21 protein-coding genes, 1 rRNA gene and 1 riboswitch are annotated in these 25,309 nt (G+C 72.3%); of the genes, 7 read left to right on the top strand and 15 right to left on the bottom strand.

Annotation, left to right across the window (positions count from 1 at the left end; translation table 11 throughout):
- The first annotated feature begins 37 nt into the window (after positions 1-37).
- The 3 genes from ACFVXH_RS29270 (at position 38) to ACFVXH_RS29260 (ending at position 2,793) form a co-directional block, all read left to right on the top strand.
- Complete coding sequence (locus ACFVXH_RS29270; protein WP_049655503.1) at positions 38-739, top strand: dienelactone hydrolase family protein; 702 nt, start codon at positions 38-40, stop codon at positions 737-739.
- Positions 740-902: 163 nt separating this feature from the next.
- Positions 903-2,165 carry an MFS transporter gene (locus ACFVXH_RS29265; RefSeq protein ID WP_387828717.1) on the top strand — a complete coding sequence of 421 codons (1,263 nt, stop codon included), beginning with the start codon at positions 903-905 and terminating at the stop codon, positions 2,163-2,165.
- A 100-nt stretch (positions 2,166-2,265) separates the two neighbouring features.
- Positions 2,266-2,793: an HAD domain-containing protein gene (locus tag ACFVXH_RS29260; protein ID WP_074004469.1), complete on the top strand. Its 528-nt coding sequence runs from the start codon at positions 2,266-2,268 to the stop codon at positions 2,791-2,793.
- Here ACFVXH_RS29260 and ACFVXH_RS29255 read toward each other — a convergent pair.
- A complete protein-coding gene (locus ACFVXH_RS29255; RefSeq protein ID WP_049655508.1) occupies positions 2,771-3,559 on the bottom strand; it encodes a CPBP family intramembrane glutamic endopeptidase in 789 nt (262 codons plus the stop codon). The two genes, ACFVXH_RS29260 and ACFVXH_RS29255, sit on opposite strands and share 23 nt — an antisense overlap.
- 95 nt (positions 3,560-3,654) lie before the next feature.
- Positions 3,655-5,160 (bottom strand): glutamate--cysteine ligase, encoded by a 1,506-nt coding sequence (locus ACFVXH_RS29250; RefSeq protein ID WP_049655516.1) that lies wholly within the window; start codon positions 5,158-5,160, stop codon positions 3,655-3,657.
- A gap of 378 nt (positions 5,161-5,538) precedes the next feature.
- Between ACFVXH_RS29250 and ACFVXH_RS29245 the strand changes: the two genes are divergently transcribed.
- Positions 5,539-6,111 carry a hypothetical protein gene (locus ACFVXH_RS29245; RefSeq protein ID WP_387828714.1) on the top strand — a complete coding sequence of 191 codons (573 nt, stop codon included), beginning with the start codon at positions 5,539-5,541 and terminating at the stop codon, positions 6,109-6,111.
- Between the two features lie 412 nt (positions 6,112-6,523).
- Entirely contained in the window at positions 6,524-6,715 is a 192-nt protein-coding gene (locus ACFVXH_RS29240) for a DUF5999 family protein (RefSeq protein ID WP_049659119.1), read from the top strand.
- Between the two features lie 118 nt (positions 6,716-6,833).
- Here the strand turns inward: ACFVXH_RS29240 and gcvP are convergent, their stop codons facing one another.
- Positions 6,834-9,734, bottom strand: a complete 2,901-nt coding sequence (gene gcvP, locus ACFVXH_RS29235) for an aminomethyl-transferring glycine dehydrogenase (RefSeq protein WP_387828712.1) — start codon at positions 9,732-9,734, stop codon at positions 6,834-6,836.
- Between the two features lie 237 nt (positions 9,735-9,971).
- A riboswitch (glycine riboswitch) is annotated at positions 9,972-10,075 on the bottom strand.
- A 223-nt stretch (positions 10,076-10,298) separates the two neighbouring features.
- Between gcvP and ACFVXH_RS29230 the strand changes: the two genes are divergently transcribed.
- Together ACFVXH_RS29230 and ACFVXH_RS29225 are read left to right on the top strand one after the other, a co-directional pair.
- Positions 10,299-11,501: a PRC and DUF2382 domain-containing protein gene (locus tag ACFVXH_RS29230; protein ID WP_387828710.1), complete on the top strand. Its 1,203-nt coding sequence runs from the start codon at positions 10,299-10,301 to the stop codon at positions 11,499-11,501.
- Positions 11,502-11,716: 215 nt separating this feature from the next.
- Positions 11,717-13,213 (top strand): MFS transporter, encoded by a 1,497-nt coding sequence (locus ACFVXH_RS29225; RefSeq protein ID WP_387828708.1) that lies wholly within the window; start codon positions 11,717-11,719, stop codon positions 13,211-13,213.
- 141 nt (positions 13,214-13,354) lie between these two features.
- Here the strand turns inward: ACFVXH_RS29225 and ACFVXH_RS29220 are convergent, their stop codons facing one another.
- The 12 genes from ACFVXH_RS29220 to rrf form a co-directional block, all read right to left on the bottom strand.
- Positions 13,355-14,782, bottom strand: a complete 1,428-nt coding sequence (locus ACFVXH_RS29220; RefSeq protein WP_387828706.1) for a DNA polymerase IV — start codon at positions 14,780-14,782, stop codon at positions 13,355-13,357.
- Positions 14,783-14,854: 72 nt separating this feature from the next.
- Positions 14,855-15,547 (bottom strand): vancomycin high temperature exclusion protein, encoded by a 693-nt coding sequence (locus ACFVXH_RS29215; RefSeq protein WP_387828837.1) that lies wholly within the window; start codon positions 15,545-15,547, stop codon positions 14,855-14,857.
- A gap of 124 nt (positions 15,548-15,671) precedes the next feature.
- Positions 15,672-16,316 carry a MerR family transcriptional regulator gene (locus tag ACFVXH_RS29210; protein WP_049653260.1) on the bottom strand — a complete coding sequence of 215 codons (645 nt, stop codon included), beginning with the start codon at positions 16,314-16,316 and terminating at the stop codon, positions 15,672-15,674.
- A gap of 223 nt (positions 16,317-16,539) precedes the next feature.
- A complete protein-coding gene (locus ACFVXH_RS29205) occupies positions 16,540-17,016 on the bottom strand; it encodes a bifunctional nuclease family protein (RefSeq protein WP_030303568.1) in 477 nt (158 codons plus the stop codon).
- A gap of 97 nt (positions 17,017-17,113) precedes the next feature.
- On the bottom strand, positions 17,114-17,809 hold the full coding sequence (locus ACFVXH_RS29200) for a MerR family transcriptional regulator (protein WP_198959445.1): 696 nt from the start codon (positions 17,807-17,809) through the stop codon (positions 17,114-17,116).
- 179 nt (positions 17,810-17,988) lie between these two features.
- Entirely contained in the window at positions 17,989-18,531 is a 543-nt protein-coding gene (locus ACFVXH_RS29195) for an FHA domain-containing protein (RefSeq protein ID WP_049653265.1), read from the bottom strand.
- Positions 18,532-19,099: 568 nt separating this feature from the next.
- Positions 19,100-20,014 (bottom strand): DUF881 domain-containing protein, encoded by a 915-nt coding sequence (locus ACFVXH_RS29190; RefSeq protein WP_387828836.1) that lies wholly within the window; start codon positions 20,012-20,014, stop codon positions 19,100-19,102.
- Between the two features lie 262 nt (positions 20,015-20,276).
- Entirely contained in the window at positions 20,277-20,609 is a 333-nt protein-coding gene (locus tag ACFVXH_RS29185) for a small basic family protein (RefSeq protein WP_030062488.1), read from the bottom strand.
- On the bottom strand, positions 20,606-21,685 hold the full coding sequence (locus ACFVXH_RS29180; protein ID WP_387828703.1) for a DUF881 domain-containing protein: 1,080 nt from the start codon (positions 21,683-21,685) through the stop codon (positions 20,606-20,608). Before ACFVXH_RS29180 ends, ACFVXH_RS29185 begins: the two co-directional genes overlap by 4 nt.
- 196 nt (positions 21,686-21,881) lie before the next feature.
- Positions 21,882-24,377: a mannose-1-phosphate guanyltransferase gene (locus ACFVXH_RS29175; RefSeq protein WP_049653268.1), complete on the bottom strand. Its 2,496-nt coding sequence runs from the start codon at positions 24,375-24,377 to the stop codon at positions 21,882-21,884.
- Between the two features lie 124 nt (positions 24,378-24,501).
- Complete coding sequence (locus ACFVXH_RS29170) at positions 24,502-25,122, bottom strand: CDP-alcohol phosphatidyltransferase family protein (protein ID WP_049653270.1); 621 nt, start codon at positions 25,120-25,122, stop codon at positions 24,502-24,504.
- A gap of 100 nt (positions 25,123-25,222) precedes the next feature.
- Positions 25,223-25,309, bottom strand: a 5S ribosomal RNA gene (gene rrf / locus ACFVXH_RS29165); the annotation flags it as partial.

Here is a 25,309-nt window from a genome sequence, read left to right as displayed (position 1 = left end):
TCCCGCCGCTCGCGGCCCGACCCACCGAGAGGAAGCCATGCCTGACCAGGGCGGCTCCCGGCAGAACGTCACCTTCCCGAGCAACGGCCGTACCGCGCACGGCTACCTGGCCCGCCCGCCGCAGGGCGTCGGACCGGGCCTGGTGGTGGTGCAGGAGTGGTGGGGCCTCACCTCGCACATCGCCGACATGGCCGACCGCTTCGCCGCCGAGGGCTTCACCGTCCTCGCCCCCGACCTGTTCGGCGGCGCCACCACCCACGACGGCACCGAGGCGGCCCGCTTCCGGCGCGAGCTGCCGGTCGACCGGGCGGTGGAGGACCTGGCCGGGGCGGTCGACCACCTGCTCGCGCTGGACGGCGTGGTCGGCGACGCGGTCGGCGTGGTCGGCTTCTGCATGGGCGGCGGCTTCGCCCTGCTGCTGGCCGCCCGGGCCGGCGACAGGGTGGCCGCCGTGGTCCCGTTCTACGGCCTGCCGCCCGACCCGGACTTCGACTACCGCGGCCTGACCGCCCACGTGCTCGGCCACTTCGGCGAGCTGGACGGCTCGATCCCGATGGCCGCCGTGGACGAGGCGGCGATCCGGATCGGCGAGGCCACCGACGTCCGCCCGGAGATCCACTTCTACCCGGCCGGGCACGCCTTCATGAACGACGAGAACCTGATCGGCACCTACGACCCGCTCCAGGCCCGGATCGCCTGGCGCCGCACCGTCACCTTCCTCTGGGGCCACCTCGGCTGACGGGGTCGGCACGGCCGACGGGGCAGACCTCGACGTACGGCGCCACCTCGGCCGACGGAGCGAACTCGGCCGACGGGGCGAGCTCGGCTGAAACCCCACCCTCCCGACGCCCCGGTACGACAACCGGATGGACACCCGTACGCCCCCACGGCATAGTCTCCGGGTGCCGACCCCACCCTCACGCCGCTTCGCCTGGGCGAGCCGCAACTTCCGCATCCAGACCGCCGCCACCGTGGTCAGCGGCCTCGGCAACGCCGGCGCCCCCATCGCCACCGCCTTCGCCGTGCTCGGCACCGGCGGCACCACGACCGAGGTCGGCTACGTCACCGCCGCCCGGCTGGTGCCCACCGTCCTGCTGATGGTGGTCGGCGGCACCCTCGCCGACCGGCTGCCGCGCCACCTGATCATGGTCGCCGCCAACGTGTTCAGCGGGGTCTCCCAGGCCGTCCTGGCCGCCCTGGTGCTGACCGGTGACGTCCGGCTCTGGCAGATGCTGGCGCTCTCCGCGGCCGGCGGGGCCGGCTACGCCCTCTACTCCCCCGCCTCCGGCGGCATGATCATGCAGGCCGTCCCCCAGGAGCACGCCGCCCGCGCCTTCGCGGTCTTCCGGATGGGCCTCAACGCCTCCCAGATCGGCGGCGCCGCCCTCGGCGGGGCGCTCACCGCCCTCGTCGGCCCGGGCTGGGTGCTCGCGCTGGACGCCCTGTGCTTCCTGGTCGCCGCCGCCCTCCGCTTCTTCCTGGAGCCGGAGAAGGCCCCCCCGTCCTCCGGCAGCAGCATGCTGCGCGACCTGCGCGAGGGCTGGCGGGAGTTCGCCTCCCGCCGCTGGCTCTGGGTGATCGTGCTCCAGTTCTCGGTGCTGGTCGCCTGCATCAATGCGGTGGAGTCGGTGTACGGGCCGACCGCCGCCAAGGAGCGGCTCGGCGGGGCGGGCGCCTGGGGCCTGGCGATGGCCGCCTACGGCGTCGGCCTGGTGGCCACCGGCGTGCTGATGACGCGCTGGCGGCCGCGCCGGATCCTGCTGGTCGGCAACTGGGGGGTCTTCCTGTTCGGCGTGCCCGCCCTGGCCCTCGCCGCCGAGGTGCCGCTGCCGCTGCTGGTCGTCGCGATGTTCCTGTCCGGCGTCGGCGTCACCGTCTTCGGCGTCAACTGGATGGTCGCGCTCCAGCAGGAGATACCCGAGGAGATGTTCTCCCGGGTCACCGCGTACGACGAGCTCGGCTCCTACTCGCTGGCCCCGGTCGGCACCGCGCTGGCCGGCCCCGCCGCCGTGGCGCTCGGCCTGTCGGGCGCGCTGTGGGCGTGCGCCGCCGCCTGTCTGGTGCTCAGCGCGGTCGTCCTGCTGGACCCGCAGGTGCGCCGGCTGAGCCGTCGGGGCACGACGGACGCACCGGTGCCCGTCAGCGAGCCCGCGCCCGCTTCGTGAGCCCCCTGTGCGCCCCGCGTGCGCCCGCCCGTGGGCAACCGACGGTGCGCGGGTGACGTCCGAAGTGTCAGGAAACACCACCGTCTCCGAGGGGCCACCGGTGCCGAAGCCACTGCTGTTCCTGGACGTCGACGGCGTCCTCAACCCGGTCCGCCCCCACCCGGACGCCGGGTTCGACACCCACACCCTGTTCGGCTACACCGTCCTGCTGTCCGCCCGGCACGGCGCCTGGCTGCGCGAGCTCGCCGGAACGTACGACCTGGTCTGGGCGACGACGTGGGAGGAGAACGCGAACACCCACATCGCCCCGGCGATCGGCCTGGACCCGCTCCCGGTGGTCACCTTCACCGGCTACGTCCCGCAGCCCGGCGACCCGCGCGTCCCGCTGATGGAGCTGTTCTCCGCCGCCAAGTGGGCCCCGCTGCTGCGCTACGCCGCCGGCCGGCCGTTCGCCTGGGTGGACGACGTCATCCCGCCGCGGCTGGTCCGCCGCTCCCAGTTGCGCCGGGACCGCCTGCTGCTGCCCGTCGACCCCGGCGAGGGCCTGGAGCGCCGGCACGTCGACCGGCTGCTCGCCCGTCCGCCGCGCGGCCGGGCGCGGTCGCTCAAGGGGTCGGCAGCCAGCTGACGTGCCCGGCCAGCAGCGCGTACCCGACAAAGGCCACCGTGTCGATCAGCGCGTGCGCCACCACCAGCGGCATCACCCGCCCCCAACGCCGGTACAGCAGGCAGAACACCGCGCCCATCACCATGTTGCCGACCAGCCCGCCGACCCCCTGGTAGAGGTGGTAGGAGCCGCGCAGCACCGAACTCGCGGCCACCGCCGCCGGCCAGGACCACCCGACCTGCCCCACCCGGCGCAGCAGGTAGCCGAGGACGACGACCTCCTCCAGGATCGCGTTCTGCCAGGCCGACAGCAGCAGCACCGGCACCCGCCACCACACGTCCGGCAGCCCGGACGGCGCCACCGTCAGGTTGTACCCGGCCGCCTGCGAGGCCAGGTAGAGCGCCAGCCCCGACCCGCCGATCGCGGCCGCGACGGCGGCGCCCCGCCCCAGGTCGCGCAGCTTCTGCCCGAGGTCGAAGCCCAGCACCCGCAGCGCGACGCCCTCGCGCACCAGCAGGTACCCGACCAGCACCACCGGCATCAGCCCGCGCCCGATGTAGTACAGCTGCCACACCAGGTCCAGCCAGGGCCGCCCGGGCGCCCGCGAGCCGTTCAGCGTGGCGACCTGCTGGCCGAGCTTGAGCGGTTCGGTGAGCGAGCCGGTGAAGCTGATCAGCGCGCTGATCCCGCTGGCCCCGAGCGAGAGGCCGAGGACGATCAGCAGTTCCGCGCCGAACAGCCGACGGGTGGGCTTCGCGGTCTCCGGCGCGGTCGGGACGGTGGTCACGGGGGCTCCAGCGGACGGGCGGTCGCTCCGGCCGTCGGCCGACCGCCGGAGCGATCATCCTGACACAGCCGCCGGACCGCCCCGACGGGGAGGGCTCAGCCCACCGGCCAGGTGTGCACCGGCTCGCCGCCGCGCATGAGTTCGGCGTAGCGCCTGGTCATCGCCGCGAGCGCGGCCGGCCGGTCCATCCCGTACTGCTCGCGCAGCCGGTGGAAGGTGGCGGTCTGCCAGGACGCGCCGTTGGTGCGGCGCAGGCAGCGCTGCTCGATGATGCCCAGGTAGCGGTCCCGGTCGGCGGGCTCCACGCCCCACTCGTCCAGCCCCTGGTAGGCCATCGGCAGCAGCTCGTTGAGCACCAGGTCGACCGCGGACACGGTCTGCAGCCCGCCGCCGCGCCCGGCCCGCCCCGAGCGCGGCCACTGGAACACCGCGTCGATGCCGTACCGGGCGCCCTGCTGGAAGTTCTCGTCCGCCCGCTCGAACGGCAGCCGGGTCCAGATCGGCCGGGGCTGCTCGGCCAGCACCCGCACCAGTCCGTAGTAGAAGGCGGCGTTGGCGAGCGTGTCGGCGACCGTCGGCCCGGCCGGCAGCGCCCGGTTCTCCACCCTCAGGTGCGCCACCCCGCCCGCGATGTCGTACACCGGGCGGTTCCAGCGGTAGATGGTGCCGTTGTGCAGCCGCATCTCGGCGAGCCTGGGCGCGCCGCCGGAGGCCAGCACCTTCATCGGGTCCTCGTCGTCGCAGATCGGCAGCAGCGCGGGGAAGTACCGCAGGTTCTCCTCGAACAGGTCGTACGCCGAGTCCACCCAGCGCTCGCCGAACCAGGTGATCGGGCGCACGCCCTGGGCCTTGAGCTCCGCCGTACGGGTGTCACAGGCCTGTTGGAAGAGCACCGGACGGGTCTCCCGCCACAGCTCCCGCCCGAACAGGAAGGGCGAGTTGGCGCCGAGCGCGAGCTGCGGCCCGCAGATCGCCTGGGCCGCGTTCCACACCGAGGAGAACCGCTGCGGGGTCACCTGGAGGTGCAGTTGGAGCGAGGTGGCGGCGGCCTCGGCCACCATGGTGATCGACTCCAGCTGGAGGTGCTCGACGCCCTCGATGTCCAGCGCGATGTCCTCCCCGCGGGCGGCCAGGATCTGGTCGCTGAGCAGGCTGTACCGCTGGTTGTGGCTCATCGCGTCCAGCCCGGTGTGGGCGTGCTCCAGCGTCGGCAGGATGCCCACCATGACGATCCGGGCGCCCGCCTCGGCCGCCTGCCGGTCGGCGTAGCGCAGCCCGGTGTCGATCTCCTCGCGCAGCTCCTCGAACACGTGGCCGCAGAGCCGGTGCGGCGTGATGTTGACCTCGATGTTGAAGCGGCCCAGTTCGGTCTGGAAGTCGCTGGAGCCGATCGCGCTCAGCACCTGCGCGTTGTTCATGGCCGGCAGGCCCTGCTCGTCGGCCAGGTTGAGCTCGATCTCCAGGCCCATCACCGCCCGCGGCCGGTCGAAGCGGTCCTCCCGGATCATCCGTCCGAGCACGTCCAGACACGTGTGGAGCTTGCGCCGGTAGAGCTGCCGGTCCGCCAGTTCCGCCCGAGTCGCCACGACCTTCTCGCCCACGGTCCCCTCCTCCAGAGCCACCCCGTCGAGCACCCGGTCGACCGACCGTGCAAGCATGATGCCCACCGCGAAGATCGATACCCGAACGTGCGTACTGGCTTGCAATGCAAGGCATCTGACGGAAAATCAGACGAACTGTGGACTTGCCCGACACCACAGCCTGTGATAAACAGATCACCCTGCGCACCTGTTCGAATTCGCACAGCGCTCCGGCCGGTCCGCCTCGCCCCGAAAGCCCTCGTCGAGGCGGCGACCGCGCCGGCACCGCGATCCTGCACAACCGGACACGGCCCGGCCCCGTCACCGACGACGCGTCGCCCCGCCACGCCGGTATGCCGCACTCGCACGCCGATCTCGCTTGGAGAGGCGGACCCCGCCATGACTCTGCAAACCCCCCAGCCCCCGCCGAGCGCCCTGCGCGCCGTCCTGGGCGCGCTCGACTCGGAGACCGCGCTGCGCCAGCCCGCCGCCGCAGCACTGCGCCATCCGACCGGCCCACTGCTCCCCGCCCACCCGCTCGCGGTGCACGTCCTGAACGGCCCGCGCCCGGAGCTGCCGGCCGCCCGCCGCACCGGCTGGCGCTTCCTGATCAAGGACGGCGCCGAGGTGGCCGCCGCCGCCGAGGTGGTGCAGAGCGCCGAGGGCCACAGCTTCTCCCACTTCACCGCCGGCCCCTACCTCGACTCGACGGTCCGGGCGCTGCGCGAGGCCTGGCAGCTCGCCCAGGGCTCCCGGACCCGCCGGCAGCCCCGGCTGCTGACCTTCCCCGGCCAGTACGCCACGGCGCTCTGGCTGCACAACCCCGACACCGACCCGGACGGCGACCTCCTGATCCCCCTGGCCCCGGCCCCGCTCGGCGTCGCCGCGCACCGCGCCCGGCCCGCCGCCGAACTGCTGCCGCTGCTCGCCCGCGCCCCGCTCGCCGGGCCACTGCTGCTCGGCACCTCCTGACCCGCCGACGCCCCACGGGCCGCCGGGCCCACCCGCCCGGCGGCCCTCGACCGCGCCCGCGCGCCCGCTTCCAAACCCTCACCCGAACGGTGACCACCCGTCCGGGCCATTCGACATGGCCCCAACGGGCCATGTCCCGACTGACCCACCGGTGCGCCTTTTCCCGTCGGCCCCACCTGAACGGGTGATCTCTACCCGGGAGTTGTGGCGCATGTCACGAAATCCCTGCGCGCGGCTCCCGGGATGCCGACACTGGGAACCAGCGTGGAAGGACCCCCTGTCCTACCCACTTGGGCGCCGGCCCACACTTGGCCGGCGCGCGGACAGGATCCGACCACCGCGGCGGCCCCGGACGGCACCACCTCCGGCGACCGCACCACGGGGAGGATCGCAGAGCGAAGCGAGGGTACGCATGTGCCAGCACCGTCCTGAGTGCCCGACGGCCGAGTCCGAGGACCGCGAGGCGGCCGTATCGGTGGCCCGTCACCCGGAGCAGGGCTGGAGCCTGCTCTGCAACGGCGTCGTCCTGTTCGAGGACACCGGCGAACTGCTGCCCGACGGCCGGGTGATCGCCCCGCGCCGCCCCGTCGCCCACGCGGCCTGACCACCCGGTCCGACCGTACGGCGGGGGCAGCCGCCGACCAGCGCAGACGGGCAGGGCCCCGGCGGAGAACTCCGCCGGGGCCCTGCCGTCCGACCCGGACCACCTGGGCCCGGTCGGGTCAGACGCCGTACTCGTCCAGCGGCGGGCAGGAGCAGACCAGGTTGCGGTCGCCGTACGCGCCGTCGATCCGGCTCACCGGCGGCCAGTACTTGTCCGCCGGGTTCACGCCCGCCGGGAAGACCGCCTCCTGCCGCGAGTAGCCGTGCGCCCAGTCGCCGGCCAGCGTGGCGGCGGTGTGCGGGGCGTTGCGCAGCGGGTTGTCGTCGGCCGCCCACTCGCCCGAGCCGACCTTGTCGACCTCGGCCCGGATGGTGATCATCGCGTCGCAGAAGCGGTCGATCTCGTGCAGGTCCTCGGACTCGGTCGGCTCGATCATCAGCGTGCCGGCCACCGGGAAGGACATCGTCGGCGCGTGGAAGCCGTAGTCGATCAGGCGCTTGGCGATGTCGTCCACCGTCACGCCCGTCTCCTTGGTCAGCGGGCGCAGGTCGATGATGCACTCGTGCGCGACCAGCCCGCCCGGACCGGTGTAGAGCACCGGGAAGTGCGGCGCCAGGCGCTTGGCGATGTAGTTGGCGTTCAGCACCGCGACCTGGGTCGCGTGCTTGAGGCCCTCGCCGCCCATCAGCCGGACGTACGCCCAGGAGATCGGCAGGATGGCCGCCGAGCCCCACGGCGCGGCCGAGATCGGGCCCACGCCGGTGGCCGGGCCGGCCTCCGGCTGCAGCGGGTGGTTCGGCAGGTACGGCGCCAGGTGGGCGCGCACCGCGACCGGGCCGACGCCCGGGCCGCCACCGCCGTGCGGGATGCAGAAGGTCTTGTGCAGGTTCAGGTGCGAGACGTCCGCGCCGAACTTGCCCGGCTTGGCCAGGCCGACCAGGGCGTTCAGGTTGGCGCCGTCCACGTACACCTGGCCGCCGGCCTCGTGCACCAGGGCGCAGATGTCGGTGATCTGGGTCTCGTACACGCCGTGGGTGGACGGGTAGGTGACCATCAGCACGGCGAGGTTGTCGCGGTGCTGCTCGATCTTGGCCTTCAGGTCCTCGACGTCCACGTCGCCGTCGACCAGGGTCTTCACCACGACCACGCGCATGCCGGCCATCACCGCGGAGGCCGCGTTGGTGCCGTGCGCCGAGGACGGGATCAGGCAGACGTCGCGCTGGGTGTCGCCGTTGGCGTGGTGGTAGGCGCGCACGGCCAGCAGACCGGCCAGCTCGCCCTGCGAGCCCGCGTTCGGCTGGATCGACACGGCGTCGTAGCCGGTCACCTCGACCAGCTGCTGCTCCAGCTGGCGGATCAGGGTCAGGAAGCCCTGGGCCTGGTCGATCGGCGCGAAGGGGTGCAGCTGGCCGAACTCCGGCCAGGTCACCGCCTCCATCTCGGTGGTCGCGTTGAGCTTCATGGTGCAGGAGCCCAGCGGGATCATGCCGCGGTCCAGCGCGTAGTCCCGGTCCGACAGGCGGCGCAGGTAGCGCAGCATGGCGGTCTCCGAGCGGTGGCTGTGGAAGACCGGGTGGGTCAGGTACTCGTCCTCGCGCAGCAGCGCGGCGGGCAGCGTCTCGGCGGCCTCGGCGACCTCGACGGCGGGGACGCCGAACGCGGCCCAGACGCCGGCCAGGTGCTCGCGGGTGGTGGTCTCGTCGGTGGAGACGGAGATCCGGTCCGCGCCGTCCTGGTGGACGTTGATGCCGTTGGCGCGGGCGGCGGCGGCGATCTCCGCGGCGCGGCCCGGGACGACGGCGGTGACGGTGTCGAAGAACTCGCCGTGCAGCAGCTCGACGCCGCCGGCCCGCAGGCCCTCGGCGAGGGCCGCGGCGTAGCGGTGGGTGCGGCGGGCGATGTCGGCCAGGCCGTCGGGGCCGTGGTAGACGGCGTACATCGAGGCCATCACGGCGAGCAGCACCTGGGCGGTGCAGATGTTGCTGGTGGCCTTCTCGCGGCGGATGTGCTGCTCGCGGGTCTGCAGCGCCAGGCGGTAGGCGCGGTTGCCGTCGACGTCGACGGAGACGCCGACCAGGCGGCCGGGCAGCGAGCGGGCGAACTCGGCGCGCACCGACAGGTAGCCGGCGTGCGGACCGCCGAAGCCCATCGGCACGCCGAAGCGCTGCGAGGTGCCGCAGGCGATGTCGGCGCCCAGCGAACCCGGGGACTTGAGCAGGGTCAGCGCGAGCAGGTCGGCGGCGACGGCGACGATCGCGCCCAGGCCGTGCGCCTGCTCGATCACCGCAGTGAGGTCGCGGACCACACCGGTGGCGCCCGGGTACTGGAGCAGCACGCCGAAGACGCCGCGCTCGACGATCTCGGCCGGGATGCCCTCGGACAGGTCGGCGACGACGACCTCGACACCGGTCGGCACGGCACGGGTGTTGATCACCGCGACGGTCTGCGGCAGGGTCTCGGCGTCGACCAGGAAGACGCCGCCCTTGACCTTGGTGACGCGGCGGGCCAGCGCCATCGCCTCGGCGGCCGCGGTGCCCTCGTCCAGCAGCGAGGAGCCGGAGGTCGGCAGGCCGGTCAGGTCGGAGACCAGGGTCTGGAAGTTGAGCAGCGCCTCCAGGCGGCCCTGCGAGATCTCCGGCTGGTACGGGGTGTAGGCGGTGTACCAGGCCGGGTTCTCCATGACGTTGCGCAGGATCACCGGCGGGGTGAAGGTGCCGTAGTAGCCCAGGCCGATCATCGGCTGGAGCACCTGGTTGCGGCCGGCCAGCTCGCGCAGCTCGGCGAGGACCTGGGCCTCGGTCCGGCCCGCGGGCAGGTCCAGGGCGGTGATGGAGCGGATCGCCTCGGGCACCGCGGTGGCGGCGAGCTCGTCCAGCGAGCCGTAGCCGACGGACGCCAGCATCTTCTCCTGCGCGGCGGCGTCGGGGCCGATGTGGCGGTTCTCGAAGGGGCTGGCCAGCTCAAGCTCGGTGAGGGTCGAGGCGCCGGTGGGGCGTCCCGCGTTCGGCTGGGCGTTCATGGTGGTCGAGGCCTCCTGGTCACGGACCGGCGGGGGTACGCACGCCGGCCGGCCTCGCCGCTGCGGACAGCGGACGAACCTGGGCGGGCGGACCCGACAGGCCTCCCCCTCTGTCATCGGGACCTGAGAGCTTCACCCGCACGGGGCGCTGTGGGCGCTCCGTCGGCTTGCACCGTCGGTGAGGGTGGTGATCGCCGGCTTCCGCGCCGACGCTCCTGCCCTGCTTTCCAGAGTGACCTACCCCACACGGTACGGATGCCTGAGAGATTCCGGGGAGGAGTTGCTCCTTCGGCGCTCCGACCAGCGGCTTTCGCAGTCGGAGACTCTCCCGAGCGGGCTCTGCGGTCGTCGCCCAGGGTACCAGCGGGAGGCCCCCCGATCACGGGTGCGTCAGGTCGTTCGGGGTCTACGCGCGTCCCCCGGACGGTCCAGCGCACAGCCCGTCCGGCGCACCCCGCTCGCGTCCGTCCGATTCATGGCTTTTGGTGTGAAGTGGCGGACGGAACGGGTGCTCCGGCCGCCTTCCTGCGGGAGTTCCGCAAGCTCAGCGCACGGGAGGAAAGAGTGCAGACCGACATCGACCCCCGGGACCTCATCGGTCACAAGGCCGTCGACCGCAACGGAGACAAGATCGGCACGGTCGACGAGGTCTACCTGGACGACGCCACCGGCCGGCCCGAGTGGGCCGCGGTCCGGACCGGCATCTTCGGCCGGGACGCCTTCGTCCCGCTGACCACGAGCGAGTTCGCCGGCGACGAGCTCCGGGTGCCGTACGACAAGTCGCTGGTGAAGGAGTCGCCGGACTTCGGCGTCGGCCAGCACCTGTCCCCCGCCCAGGAGCTCCAGCTGTACCGCTACTACGGGCTCGACACCCCGATGGACGGCCGCCCGAGCCACGAGAACGGGAGCCGGCCCAAGCAGGCCGACCTCGACTTCGGCACCACGGCGGCGGCCGCCGCCGCCACGACGACCGCGGCGGCCCCGGCGAAGTCGCTCACCTTCCACACCCCCGAGCGCTCCCCCGATCCCGTTCCCGAGCCCGCCCCGGCCAGAGCCCCCGTCGCCACTGCCCCGCCCACCGCCGCCGTCACCGCCGCGGTCGCCGACAGCACCGGAACCGCCCCGGAGGCCGACATGCGGATGCTCAGCACCCCCGAGGCCACCACCGCCACCCCGGCGGCCGCGCCCGTCGCACCCACCGTGGAGCCGAGGCCGCAGTCGCAGCCCGCCCCCGCCCCCGCGTCTACGCCCGCCCCGGCGGCGACCGTCGGCGCCGCGCACGCCGACGGCGCCCCGTCCGCCCCCAGCGGCCCGGTCGAGATCACCTGCCGCGAGGAGCGGCTGGAGGTCACCACCGAGTGGCACACCCTCGGCACCGCGAAGCTGCGCAAGTACGTGACGACCGAACAGGTCGAGCGCCGCATCCCCGTGGTCCACGAGCGCGTCCGGGTCGAACGGATGCCGGTCAGCGACGCCGAGCGCGCCACGCTCAGCGAGAAGGACATCGCCGAGGCCGTCGAGGAGGTCACCCTCCGCGAGGAGCGCGCGGTGGTCCGCAAGTACCTCGCGCCCGTCGAGCGGGTCCGCCTGGTCGTCGAGCGCTACACGACGGAGGAGGTGGTCCGGGAGGAGCTCCGCCGCGAGCACGTCGAGGTCCACGACACCACCGCCACCCAGAACACCTCCCCGGCCGGCTCGACGCCACCCCCCGCCTCACCCCCCGCCACCGACTCACCCCGCCCGGCCGCACTGCGCCCGCTCGTCTGACACCACCCGCGAAGAGGGGCCCCGGACACCGTCCGGGGCCCCTCTCGCACACCCACCGCAGGCACCCTCCCCATACCTGCCACCCCCACCACAGCCCTTGTCACGTACCCGACCGTTCACCTTTGCCAAAACTTAACCACTCGATATTTGACACTCTGAAGTATCTCCCTGCATGGTTACTTCAGTTCATTCACTATGTACGGGAGGAAGCAACCGTGAGTGAGGCACCACAGCCCACCACCGCGGCCGAGAAGCAGAGCAGCGCCCGGGTCCTGCCGGCCCTCATCCTGGCGATGCTGTCGTTCAGCGTGGTGCAGACCGCGGTCGTCCCGATCCTGCCCTCGCTGGCCAAGGAACTGCACGTCTCCGCGTCCAGCGTCACCTGGCTGATGACCGCCAACCTGCTCTCCGCAGCCGTGCTGACTCCCCTCCTGGGCCGCTTCGGCGACCTCCGGGGCCGCAAGCCGATGCTGCTGATCTCGCTGGCCGGCCTGGTCGCCGGTTCGGCGCTGGCGGTCAGCACCCACTCCTTCACCTGGCTGGTCGTCGCCCGTGTCCTCCAGGGCGCCGGCGGTGGCGTCCTGCCGCTGGCGATCAGCATCGTCCGTGACGAGCTGCCCAAGCAGAAGGTGACCGGCGGCGTCGCCGCCATCAGCGCCTCGATGGGCGTCGGCTCCGGCCTCGGCCTGGTCGCGACCGGTCTCCTGCTGGAGCACTGGAACTACAAGTCGATCTTCTGGATGGGCCTGGTCTTCGGCCTGATCGCGATCGCCCTGGTCGCCTTCCGCGTCCCGACCGACCCGGTGACCGACAAGGAGGGCGGCGCCGACCCGCTGGGTGCCCTCACCCTGGCCGGCTGGCTCTCCGCGCTGCTGGTCGCGGTCAGCCAGGGCAACCACTGGGGCTGGACCTCCAACAAGACGCTCGGCCTGTTCGCCGTCGCCGCCGTGGTCGCCCTGATCTGGGGGATCATCGAGACCAAGGTCGCGCACCCGCTGGTGGACATGAAGATGATGGCCCGTCCGGCCGTCGCCTTCACCAACGTGGCCGGCCTGCTCATCGGCTTCGGCATGTACGGCTCCTTCATGGTCATCAGCAACTTCGCCCAGACCCCGGAGAAGCTGACCCACTACGGCTTCACCGCCAGCGTGCTGCACGCCGGCCTCCTGCTGCTGCCGTCCGCGATCGGCTCGATGGTCGCCGCCCCGGTCGGCGCCCTGCTGATCGCCCGTCGCGGCCCGCGCCTGCCGCTGGTCCTCGGTGGCGTCCTCGGCGCCATCGCGATGGCCTACCTGGCCGTGCGCCACGGGCACGAGGGCGACATCTACACCGCCTCGGCGATCTTCGGCCTCGGCGTGGGCCTCGCCTTCGCCGCGATGCCGGCCTACATCAACGGCGCCGTCCCGGTCGAGCAGAGCGGTATCGCCAACGGCATGAACTCCGTGCTGCGCACGGTCGGTGGCGCGATCGGCACCGCCGTCATGGCCGCCATCCTGACCGGCGACACCATGAAGCTGCCGCCGCAGATCCCGCTGTCGCTGCCCACCCTGGACGCCTACAAGCACGCGTTCTGGACCGCGGCCGTGGTCTGCGTCGTCGCCGGCATCGTCCCGTTCCTGATCCGCGGCACCACGTCGGCCGCCACCGCGACGGTCGTCGGCGGCTCGGCCCAGCAGGACTCCAGCCCCGAGCTGGTCAAGACCGACGCCTGACGAGGCGTCCGGCCCCCGCGCTCAGGGACAGGGCGCGGGGCCCGGTCCCCGTACATCGTGAGGGCATCACGAACGCACGGGGTCCGGCACGGTGATCGGCCCCACCCGGTACTCCCCCACCGGGTGGGGCCGCTTCGCGTTTCAGGCTCCTTCCCCCGGCCCGCCGTTCCCCTCCGACGCACCGTCCGGCCCCTCGTCCGCACCCGCGTCCCGGCGCAGCGGCAGCGGCCGGGACGGTTCGAGCGCCGGGTCGTCCACCGCGAAGGTCCGTACCCGCCCCGGCCCGTCCCACGGCGTCTCGAACCGTACGGTGACCCTCCCGACGCCACTGCCCTGCACCCAGCCCGGACCGAACTCCTCGTGCCGGACGTCCTGTCCGGGCACCCACCGCCGCACCACGACGGCCTCCGGCTCCGCCTCGGCCTCCTCGGCCTCGGCCGCCGCCTCCGCGTGCTCCGCGGCCTCCTCCCGCAGCGCCTGGGCGAACAGGTCCTCCTGGGTGTAGTCGGCGAGTTGGGCGACGCCCACGCCGAGCAGCCGGACCCCGCCGGTGATCTCCACCTGCTCGGCCAGCCGGCGCGCGGTCGCGGTGATCACCGCCTCGTCGTCGGTGGGCCCGCCGAGCGTCTCCGAGCGGGTCAGCGTCGAGAAGTCGAACCGCCGGACCTTGAGCACCACCGTCCGCCCCGAGCGCCCGGCCGCCCGCAGCCGCCGTACGCACCGGCCGGCCAGGGCCTCCACCTCGCGCAGCACCCGTTCCCGGTCGGCCAGGTCCACCTCGTAGGTGTCCTCCACCGACACGGACTTGGCGTCCTGGTCGGCGATCACCGGCCGCTCGTCCAGCCCTATGGACATCTGGAAGATCCCGGCGCCGTGCGCCCGCCCGACCAGCTGCACCAGCTCCGCCTCCCCCGCCTCCGCGAGGTCGGCCACCGTGCTCAACCCGGCCCGGCGCAGCACCTGTTCGGTGGCCGGCCCGATCCCGGGCAGCGCCCGCACCGGCATCGGGCCGAGCACGGCCCGCTCCTGCCCGGGCTCGATCATGACCAGTCCGTCCGGCTTGGCCTGCTCGGAGGCGATCTTGGCCATCAGCTTGGACCCGGCCGCCCCGACCGAGCCGGTCAGCCCGGTCGACCGCTGGATGTCCGCCCGCAGGTCCTCCGCGAGCGCGAGGACCAGCCGCTCGCCGGTCTCGTGGTCCGCCTCCAGCAGCGCCGGTCCGTACGGGCCGGCCTCCAGGTCCACGAAGGCCTCGTCCAGGCTGAGCGGCTGCACCAGCGGGGACAGCTGCCGCAGCAGCCCCATCACGATCTCGCTGTTCTGCCGGTAGGCCTCGAACCGCCCCGCCAGGAAGGCCGCGTTGGGGCAGAGCCGGCGCGCCTGCGCCATCGGCATCGCCGAGTGCACCCCGAACCTGCGCGCCTCGTACGAGGCCGTGGAGACCACCCCGCGCCCGCCGAGCCCGCCGACGACCACCGGCTTGCCGCGCAGGCTGGGCTTGGCCGCCTGCTCCACCGCCGCGAAGAAGGCGTCCATGTCGAGGTGGATGATGCTCGGCAGAGATCGCACCCGCCGATCATCGCGTACGGGTCCGACAGTGCGTACGAACCGGGCCGGAGGCCCCGCTCCCGGCCCCCGTCGCTACTGCTTCGCGGCCTCCGCCAGCGCCTTCGGAATGCCGTCCTCCCGGGGCCCGAGGAACACCGGGTCCGGCCGCAGCCAGGCGTTGGCCGCCGCCTTGCCCGCCCCGGCGACCTCCCGCAGCCCGCCGTACAGCCAGGTCGCGTCGTGCAGTTCCGGCACCCCGACCGCGTACGAGCGGATCCCCGCCGCCTCGCACAGCGCCAGCGCCCGGCGGACGTGGAAGTCCTGGCTGACCAGCACCGCGTGGTCCACCCCGAAGATCCGGCGCGCCCGGGTGCAGGAGTCCCAGGTGTCGAAGCCCGCGTAGTCCCGCACCACCCGGTCCTCGGGAACACCGTTCCGGGTCAGGTAGTCGTACATCGCGTCGGGCTCGGAGTACTCGACCCGCCCGTTGTCCCCGGTCACCAGGATCGCCTGCACCTTCCCCTCCCGGTACAGGTCCACCGCCGCGACCAGCCGGTGCTCCAGGTACGGGGAGGGCCTGCCCTGGTACAGGCCGGCCCCGAAGACCACCGCGACCGGCGCGGCGGGCGCGCTCTCCACGGTGCCCACCCGGTCCCCCGCGGCGAACCACACCCAGGCGCTCGGCGCCAGCGCCAGCGAGCAGAGCACCGTTCCGACCTGGAACACCCTGCGCTGCGTCCGCCGCTGCCGCAGCCGGGCCCCCAGCAGTCCGGCCCTGCGCCGCAGCAGCCCCGATATACCGGTACCGACTCCCACGTGCCCTCCCTCGATCACGTCAACCGGGGAACACGACGGGGCCGCGGGTCCGAACGGTTCCCCGTCCGGGCCCGCGGCCCCGTCGAACGCCTGCTCAGACCGCCCGGTTGCGCCGCTGGGCCAGCTCGTCGGCCGGGTCGTGCCCGACCATCGTCTCGCCGGTGTCGGTGCGCTCGGCGTGCAGCCGCCCGAGGGTGAGCTCCAGCTCCTGCCAGACCGCTCCGACCGCGATGCCGAAGACCCCCTGACCGCCCTTCAGCAGGTCCACCACCTGCTGCGGCGTCGTGCACTCGTACACCGTCGCGCCGTCGCACATCAGCGTCATCCCCGCCAGGTCGGCCTGGTCGGCGGCCTGGAGGTGGGCGACCGCCACCCGGATGTTCTGCAGCGAGACACCCGCGTCGAGCAGCCGCTTCACGATCTTCAGCAGCAGGATGTCGCGGAAGCTGTAGAGCCGCTGGCTGGTCGACGGGTACGCGGTGCGGACGCTGGGCTCCAGCAGTCCGGTGCGGGCCCAGTAGTCCAGCTGACGGTAGGTGATACCGGCCGCCGCGCAGGCCGTCGGGCCCCGGAAGCCGAGCAGGTCGGACGTCGGGGCCAGCCGTTCGATGGCCGGCTGGCCCGCCTGTACGGCCGGGAACCTGCCGACCCGGGGGAAATCCGTGACGGTGCGAGCGGTGCGCGGCATGTGCACGGCGCACCGGCCTCCCACGGCCGCGTCATCGCCGGTGCTGCTCATGCCTGCCTCCGTCCACTTGTGCTGCGGGCAACCCGACTGCGGGCATCGGCCACCCGGACAGCCACTCCTGACGGTAGGCAGTCCCCTATGACCCGTCAACGATCGCCACGCCGGGCCAGACAAACCACATCACTCAGGAGAGTGGTTTTTCGTGCCCCTAGTGTGGGTAGATGGACGGATTTTGGCAAAACGATGGGCCGAAAGGCCGCACGGTCGGGCCCCGCTACTGCGGGCCGCTGCCGCCGAAGTCCTCGGGCGACACCTGGTCGAGGAACTCGCGGAACTTCTCGACCTCGTCCTCCTGCTCGTCCGGGATCGCGATGCCCGCCTCGGCGAGCACCTCCTCGCTCCCGTAGATCGGCGTGCCGGTGCGCAGCGCCAGCGCTATGGCGTCGGACGGCCGCGCGCTCACCTCGACCCCGCCGGCGAACACCAGCTCGGCGTAGAACACGCCCTCCCGCAGGTCGGTGATCCGGACCTCGGTGAGCTGCTGGCCGAGCGCCTCCAGGACGTCCTTGAAGAGGTCGTGCGTCAGCGGCCGCACCGGCGTCATGCCCTGCTGGGCGAAGGCGATCGCGGTCGCCTCGCCGGGGCCGATCCAGATCGGCAGATAGCGATCTCCCCCGACCTCCCGCAGCAGCACGATCGGCTGGTTGGAAGGCATCTCCACTCGGACACCCACGACGTCGAGCTCATTCACACAGGCAACCCTATGGCTCCGCTCCCGGATATGAAAGCGCAGGGCCGACGCCGCTGGTCAGCGCGGTGCGGCCAGGGCGCGCCGCGGGCGGCACGCGCTATCCGCGCGTCCGCATCCCGGCCTGGACCATGGCCGCGTGCAGCCGTACGGACAGCGTCGCGAGCTCCCGGGCGGTGGCCTCCGCGTGTGCCCTGGTCTGCGGGTTCCGGTGCCGGCGCAACGGCGCCACCACCTGTTCCACCAGCGCGATCTCGCGGTCCGCCGCGGCCTTCATGGCGCGCAGGTGCCGGGGCTCCAGCCCGTACCGGCCGAGCTCCGCGACCAGCCGGGCCACCTGGAGCGCCTCGCCGTCGTAGCCGCCGTCCGGTCCCGGTGCGACGAGCCCGTAGGACTCCCACTCGGCCAGTTCCGGCTCCCCGGCCTCGGCCGCCGCGAGCAGTTCGGCGCGCCCCAGCCGGACGCCGGAGGGCACCTCTCCGCCGGCCACCAGCTCCCGGTCCGCCTCCTCCAGCGGCCCGGGCCGGGTGTCGGCGGCGGAGGGCAGCGCGGGCGGGTTCTCACCGCGCTCGATGGCGTCCAGGTGCTCCCGGATCACCCGCAGCGGCAGGTAGTGGTCCCGCTGCATGCGCAGGACGTAGGCCAGCCGCTCGACGTCGGCCGGGCTGAACTTGCGGTACCCCGAGGGCGTGCGCTGCGGCTCGACCAACCCCTCCGCCTCCAGGAAGCGGATCTTGGAGATGGTGACCTCGGGGAAGTCGTCGCGCAGGAAGGCCAGCACCGCGCCGATGCTCAGCAGCTCGTCACCGCCGCGCCGGCGGCCGACGGGCCGCTCGGCCCGGACCGGCTGCCGCGGGCCCGCGACCACCCCGCGTCCGCCGCGGTCCGCCTGCGGACCGGACGGGGTTGGGGTGGCCGCCCCGAGAGAAGAGGAAGGGGTATTCGTATTCACTCGGGCTCCTGCCGACGTCGTTTTCAGTACCCCCGGTTGTGGCCGGCGAAGAACACCAGCCGGTACTTCCCGATCTGCACCTCGTCGCCGTTGTTCAGCGGCACCTCGTCGATCCGCTCCCGGTTCACGTAGGTGCCGTTGAGGCTGCCCACGTCCGCGACGCTGAAGCCGGCCGGGGTGCGGCGGAACTCCACGTGGCGGCGCGAGACCGTGACGTCGTCGAGGAAGATGTCACCCTGCGGGTGGCGACCCGCCGTGGTGACGTCCGAGTCCAGCAGGAACCGGCTGCCGGAGTTCGGACCGCGCTGCACGATCAGCAGGGCCGAGCCCGGCGGCAGCGCGTCGATCGCCGACAGCACCTCGGCCGACAGGGCCGGCGTGGCGCCGGTGCCGGTCGTGGTGGTGGGGTCGTACGACTCCAGGCCGGAGATGGAGATGGTCGACGTGGTCTCCGCCGCCCCCTCCGGAAGCAGGCCGCCGCGCAGCGCCGTGCCGCAGTTGGAACAGAACCGGGCCGCGGCCGGGTTCCGGTTGCCGCACCTGGGGCACGGAGTGGGGCCAGCCATGTTCACAGCCTCCTGGCGCGGCACACCCGACGGGTTGTGCCCGGCGTACGGATCCGGGGCAAACCCTCCACCAGAGGTTGAGGGTCCTGACGGGAAACCTATGCGCGGCTCGCCGGAGGGGTCAACCGACGCGCCGTAGCCCGCCTGATTCCCCGCGTACTGGGCGGCGCCGCCGTCCCGGTACAGCTGCTGACCTGCGTACGGCGCGGCCTCGGGGGCCGGGCGCATGCCCGGCACTGCGGGCTCGTCCTCCGGTCGGCGGTGACGCGCGGTGGGCGCCTCGACGGCGGCGGCGTCACGGCCCTTGTTACGACCGAACAACTTCGAGAAGAAACTCACGGGCGAATCCCCTTGCGTGTGACAGACCCGCCCGCGGGGCAGGGTGAGAACCTCGGACATGCTGCGGGCCCGGTCGTTGCGGCTCGGGCCCGCTGGAGTGGTACTCCGGCGGTTGGTACTGCGGTTGTTGCTCCGGAGCGTACTGGTGCGAACCAGTCTCGCCCATGTGACGGCGGCGCCCCGCAGCGGGTGCCGCCCGCCCTTGACGGGCCGTTCGCCGGGCGCCCCGTCACTTCGAAGCCGGCTTGGCGTACTGCGGCGACTTCGGGTCCACGAGGGCGTCGACGACCACCTTCTGCTGCTGGGCGATCGTCGCCCGCGCCTGGTGGCTCTCCAGCGTGCGGACGACACCTCCCGGGATGTTCAGCGCGGGTGTCAGATCCTGCGGGTTCCCCACGACCGTGAAGCGGTAGGGCTGCGAGACCTTCTTCCCGTCGATCTGCACCCCACCGGCCGACAGGTCGGTGAAGTAGGTGTTGACCACCACGCGCACATCGTTGATCTGAATCGCCTCCGCCCCCGCCGCTCGAAGTTCTTGCAGGGTGTCCAGCAGCATATCTGCCTTCACCTGCCCTTGGGGATCATCGACCGTGAGTACGATGCCCGGACCAGTGGCTTTGACGGTACCGGCGAGCACGCCGAGCTCCGTCGCCTTCTTCCTGGTCTGCTCCTGGGCCTCCTTGGCCTGGTTGGAGCTGTTCTCCAACTTCGCCAGGGACTGCTCCAACTCCGCCTTCTCCTGCTGAAGACGTTGCTGACGGCTGTCCAGTTCATCGAGGATCCGCACCAGGTCCTCCTGGCGGGCCCCGCGGAGCTGACTGTGGTGGTCGTTGGTCGACCGCACCTGGATCGCCAGCCCCAGGCCGAGCGAGAACAGCAGCAGCGCCACCACCAGCTGCCCGCGCGACAGCCGCGGCGGCCAGAGCGCCGCCTTCAGGCGCCGCCGGCCGGCGCTCCGGTCCGCGACGGGCTCGGGCTCGGGTTCCGGCTCGGACTCCGCTTCCGCCGCGGGCTCCAGGCCCGGCACGGGCTCAGACATGGGCTCGGGCGTGGGCTCGGGCTCAGCGGCAGGCGCGGACTCCGGCTTCGCCCCGGTCTTCGGCTCGGCCCCGGGGGCCGGCGCGGTGACCTTCGTGAGCCGCAGCGTCGGCTCGGGCACCGAACCGGCCTCAAGCTCAGCCTTAGCGTCAGACTTCTCCGCCGAGGCGACGACGGGCTCCACGGCCTCGGCGGTCTCCCCGGCCGTCCCGGCAGCCTCGTCCGCGTCCGCCGCACCGTCCGTCCGAGGTGCGTCCACGACCTCCCGGACGGGCTTCGAAACCGCCTTCTCGACCGCTTTCCCGCCCGGCTCTCCAGCCGGCTTCCCGGCGGCCGGCCCGGCCACCGCCGCGGGCTCGCGGCCCGACTCAGGCACGGAAGACATGGCGCCGGATCGCGGCCGCGTTGGAGAAGATGCGGATGCCGAGGACGACGACCACGCCGGTGGACAGCTGCGAGCCGACGCCCAGCTGGTCACCGAGGAAGACGATCAGTGCCGCGACCACCACGTTCGACAGGAACGAGACGATGAACACCTTGTCGTTGAAGATCCCGTCGAGCATCGCCCGGACGCCGCCGAACACGGCGTCCAGCGCCGCCACCACCGCGATCGGCAGGTAGGGCACGACGGCGTCCGGCACCTCGGGTTGGACGAAGAGGCCGACGACCACCCCGATCACAAGACCCAGTACGGCAATCACGGTCTGGCTGCTCCTGTCCCTGTCGTGGTCTTGGTGGTTCCGGTCGGCGGACGCCGCTTGGCGGTGGAAGCACCGCTGGTCGGGGCCGACGAGGCGGAAGCGGAAGGCGAGGCCGACGGTGAGACGGACGCGCCGGGGCTCTCCTGGGTTCCGGCTCCGGCCGGCGGCGTTGCGCCCGCGGTCGCCGGGGGCGAGGCCTCGGGCGTCACCGGCTGCGCGGTCCGCAGCGTCACCCCCACCGCCGCCGGCAGCGTCAGGTTCTTCTGCACGGAGAGCGTCGACTTGATGCCGTACTGCTCCTGGAGCAGCCGCAGGTACTGCCCGGCCATGTCCTTCTCGAAGGCGGTGAGGAGCTTCGAGCCGTCCCCGATCGCCTGGATGTTGTACGGCGGCACCAGCGGCCGGTTGTCCACCAGCACCGCCTCGCCCGCGGCCCGGATCGCGGACAGCGCGGTCAGCCGCTGGCCGTTGATCGCGATCGCCTCGGCCCCGGATCCCCAGAGGCCGTTCACCACCAGCTGCAGGTCGCGGTCCCGCAGCCGGCCGCTGTTGGAGAAGCCCTGCCCGGCCCTCGGGTCGACGTTGCCGCCGCTGCCCGTGCCCGCGGCGTCCTCCAGGACCAGCTTCACGCCCGGCCCGGTGACCTGGCCCAGGCCCACGGCCCCGCTCACCCCGCCGGGATCGGCGTCGCCCGAGGCGAGCGCCTGCTGCTGCGTGCTGTCGACCTTGAGCCGCAGCTCCTGCACCTGCTTCTGCAGCCGGTCGGCCGAGGTGTTGCTGTCGTTGATCCGGTGGATCAGCGCGTCCCGTTCCTTGGCCAGCGAGGGCTCGGCCTTGTGCGCGTTCACCGCGCCCACCGTCACCACCGCGCCGACCAGCGCCAGCCCCGCCCCGAGCGTCAGCAGCCCCGGCAGGGTCCCGGGTATCCGGCTGTCGCGGGCACCGCCGCGCGCGGCGGCCGCCTCCGCGTAGCCCTCGTCCAGGCTGTGGTCCATCACGTTGGTCAGCAAGGACATCGAGGCGTCCGGACGGTTGTACCGTCCGTTCGGGGCACTCGGCGTCGGCGTCGCTGACATGGAGACCATCGTCCCATGTCGTCGAGGGGGCCCGTGCACGGCCCCTGAGCTGCACACACGCTGCACACATGACGGAATGTGACGAAATATTCCGAATGATGTGAAAACGGACAGAGGGGCGCGCGGGTCACACCGCGCGCCCCGCCGTCCGAGGCGGTTCCGAGCTCAGCTCCTGATCCTGCTCAGTCCCGGTTCGTCACCGTCCCGCTCCGTCGACCACGGCCGCCCACTCGTCCAGCAGCGCCTCGGTGGCCTCGTCATCGGGGCCCTCCGCCCAGAGGTGGGTGACCGCCTCGGCCGGGTCCGGGAGCACCAGCGTCCAGCGCCCGTCCGCCTCGACCACCCGGACGCCGTCGGTGGTGTCCAGCCGACGGCTGCCGGCCGCCTCCACCACCGAGCGCATGACCATGCCCTTGGCGGCCCACGGCGTCGCGATGTCCCGGCGTCGGATGTGCGCCTGCGGGATCCGGGCGTCGATCTGGCTCAGCGTGAGCTGGGTCCGCGCCACCAGACCGACCAGCCGGACGAACGCCGCGGCGCCGTCCAGCACCCCGCTGAACTCGGGCACCACGAAGCCGCCGCGCCCGTCCCCGCCGAACACCGTGCCCTCGGCGGAGGCCGCCTTCGCGAGGTCGTCCGGCGTCGTCGTGGTCCAGATGACCTGGGTGCCGTGGTACGCGGCGACCTGCTCGGCGATCCGGGTGGTGGTCACCGGCAGTGCCACCTGCCCGCTGCGCCGCTCGGCGGCGACCAGGTCCAGCAGCACCAGCAGGGCCCGGTCGTCGTCGATCACCCGCCCGAGCTCGTCCACGAACGCGACGCGCTCGCCCACCGGGTCGAACCGCACCCCGAAGGCCGCCCGCGAGGAGGCGACCAGCTCACCGAGCCTGGCCAGGCCGGCCCGCCGCGTTTCCGCGTCCTCGGTCGGCCGCGCCTCGTCCAGCCCGCTGGAGACGGTGAGCGCCTCGACCCCGAGTCGGCCCAGGATGCTCGGCAGGACGAGGCCCGCGCTGCCGTGCGCGGTGTCCACGACCACCTTCAGCCCGGCCTCCCGGACTCCGGTCGTGTCCACCGTCCGCAGCAGGTTTCCCGCGTAGGAGTCGAAGACGCTGGAGGGGAAGGTCAGGTCCCCGATCTCACCGGGGAAGGCCCGCCGGAACTCCTGGCGCGCGTAGACGCGGTCGAGCTTGCGCTGGCCGGCCTGCGAGAGGTCCGCCCCGCGCTCGTCGAAGAAGAGGATGTCCAGCGAGTCCGGCACACCCGGTGTGGTCCGCAGGAAGATCCCGCCCGCGCTCCCCCGCGCCGTGTGCTGCCGGGCCACCGGCATGGGCACGTTCTCGAGGTCGCGGACGTCGATCGCGGAGGTCTGGAGCGCCGAGATCATCGCCCGTTTGAGCGCACGCGCACCACGCGAGTGGTCACGCGCGATGGTGACGGTGGCACCCTTCTTCAGCGTCGTCGCATACGCCCCCGCCAGCCGGACGGCCAGCTCCGGGGTGATCTCGACGTTCAGGATGCCCGAGACGCCGCGGACCCCGAACAGGTGCTCCTGGCCGCGCGACTCCCAGATCACCGAGGTGTTGACGACGGCGCCGGCCTCGATGGTCTTGAACGGGTAGACCCGGACGTTCGCCCCGATGATCGACTCCTCGCCGACCAGGCACTCGTCCCCGATCACCGCGCCGTCCTCGATCCGCGCGGCCCGCATCACGTCGGTGTTCTTGCCGACCACGCAGCCCCGCAGGTTGCTCTGCGGCCCGACGTACACGTTGTCGTGCACCACCGCCCTGTGCAGGAACGCGCCGCGCTTGACGACCACGTTGCTGCCCAGCACGGTGTGCTCGCGGATCTCCACGCCGGCCTCGACCTTGGCGTAGTCCCCGATGTACAGCGGCCCGCGCAGCACCGCCTCCGGGTCCACCTCGGCGCCCTCGGCGACCCAGACCCCCGGGGAGATCTCGAACCCGTCGAGCTCGACGTCGACCTTGCCCTCCAGGACGTCCGCCTGGGCCTTGCCGTAGCTCTCGTGGGTGCCCACGTCCTCCCAGTAGCCCTCGGCGACGTACCCGTAGACCCGCTTGCCCTCCTTCAGGAGCTGGGGGAAGACGTCACTCGACCAGTCGACGGACTCGCCCGCCGCGACGTAGTCGAAGACCTCGGGTTCCATCACATAGATACCGGTGTTCACCGTGTCGGAGAAGACCTGCCCCCAGGTCGGCTTCTCCAGGAACCGCTCGACCCTCCCCTCCTCGTCCGTGATCGTGATGCCGAACTCCAGCGGATTCGGCACCCTCGTGAGACAGACGGTGACCAGAGCGTTCTTACTGCGGTGAAAGTCGATCAATTCCGAGAGATTGAAGTCGGTCAACGCGTCACCGGAGATCACCAGAAAGGAATCGTCCTTGAGCGCGTCCTCGGCGTTCTTGACACTCCCCGCAGTGCCCAGTGGCGTCTCCTCGTGGGCATAGGTCAGATGCATGCCCAGCTCTTCGCCGTCACCGAAATAGTTCTTGACCAGCGACGCCAGGAACTGCACGGTGACGACGGTGTCGGAGAGGCCGTGCCGCTTCAGCAGCCGAAGCACGTGCTCCATGATCGGCCTATTGGCGACCGGAAGCAGCGGCTTCGGCATGCTGGAGGTCATCGGGCGGAGTCGGGTGCCCTCGCCCCCTGCCATTACAACGGCTTTCATTACGGGTGCGTCCTCCTTCGCGGTGGTGGACCGGCAGGTCCATCAAAGCGTTCCAGAAGGTTCTCTACCCGGAAGGTATCGTCCGACGCACCGAGGAGGCGTGGGGCTTCTCTCAGATCACGTCTCAGACTGTGGACGCCGGGCCCGCGGTGCTCCCCCGGACGATCTGCCGCGCCTGGACCGCGTAAAGAATCGCGGCCCACCAGTACAAGGTCGTCCCCCACCAGATGAACGCCCAGCTCACCACCTCGGCCGGCCGGGCGATCCAGCTGTCGACACTGCCGAGCAGCAGAAGCGGAAACGCGTACATCAGATTGAAGGTCGCGGCCTTCCCCAGGAAACTCGTCTGGAGCGGTCCGTAACCGCGCCGGGCCAGAATCGGCAGCAGGCCGGCGATGAATGCCTCACGGGCCAACAGGATCGCGGTGAGCCACCACGGCAGAATCCCACGCCACGTCAACCCGACCAGCGTGGACAGCACGTACAGCCGGTCGGCCAGCGGATCGAGCAGCTGCCCCACCCGGCTGATCTGCCCCCACCGGCGGGCGAGCTTCCCGTCCAGGTAGTCGCTGATCCCGCTCAACATCAGGATCAGCAGTGCCCAACCGTCATTGTTGGGCCCGTCGAAGACCGGCCACAGGATGAGCCAGAGGAAGAGCGGAACACCGACCAGCCGGCCCATGCTCAGCATATTGGGGATGGTGAGGACGCGATCGGTCTGGACCCGCGTCTCCTGGACCTCCACCCGGGGGGCCTCCTGTCCCGTGTGACGACAATTGCATGTTGACCCTACAACAGAGAAGCCCCCGACCGGTTCACCCGGCGGGGGCTTCTCTAGAAGAATTGTTCGGCGGCGTCCTACTCTCCCACAGGGTCCCCCCTGCAGTACCATCGGCGCTGTAAGGCTTAGCTTCCGGGTTCGGAATGTAACC

The sequence above is a fragment of the Kitasatospora sp. NPDC058184 genome (assembly GCF_042883725.1).
GTDB lineage: Bacteria > Actinomycetota > Actinomycetes > Streptomycetales > Streptomycetaceae > Kitasatospora.
This window is presented reverse-complemented; position numbering and strand designations above follow the sequence as displayed.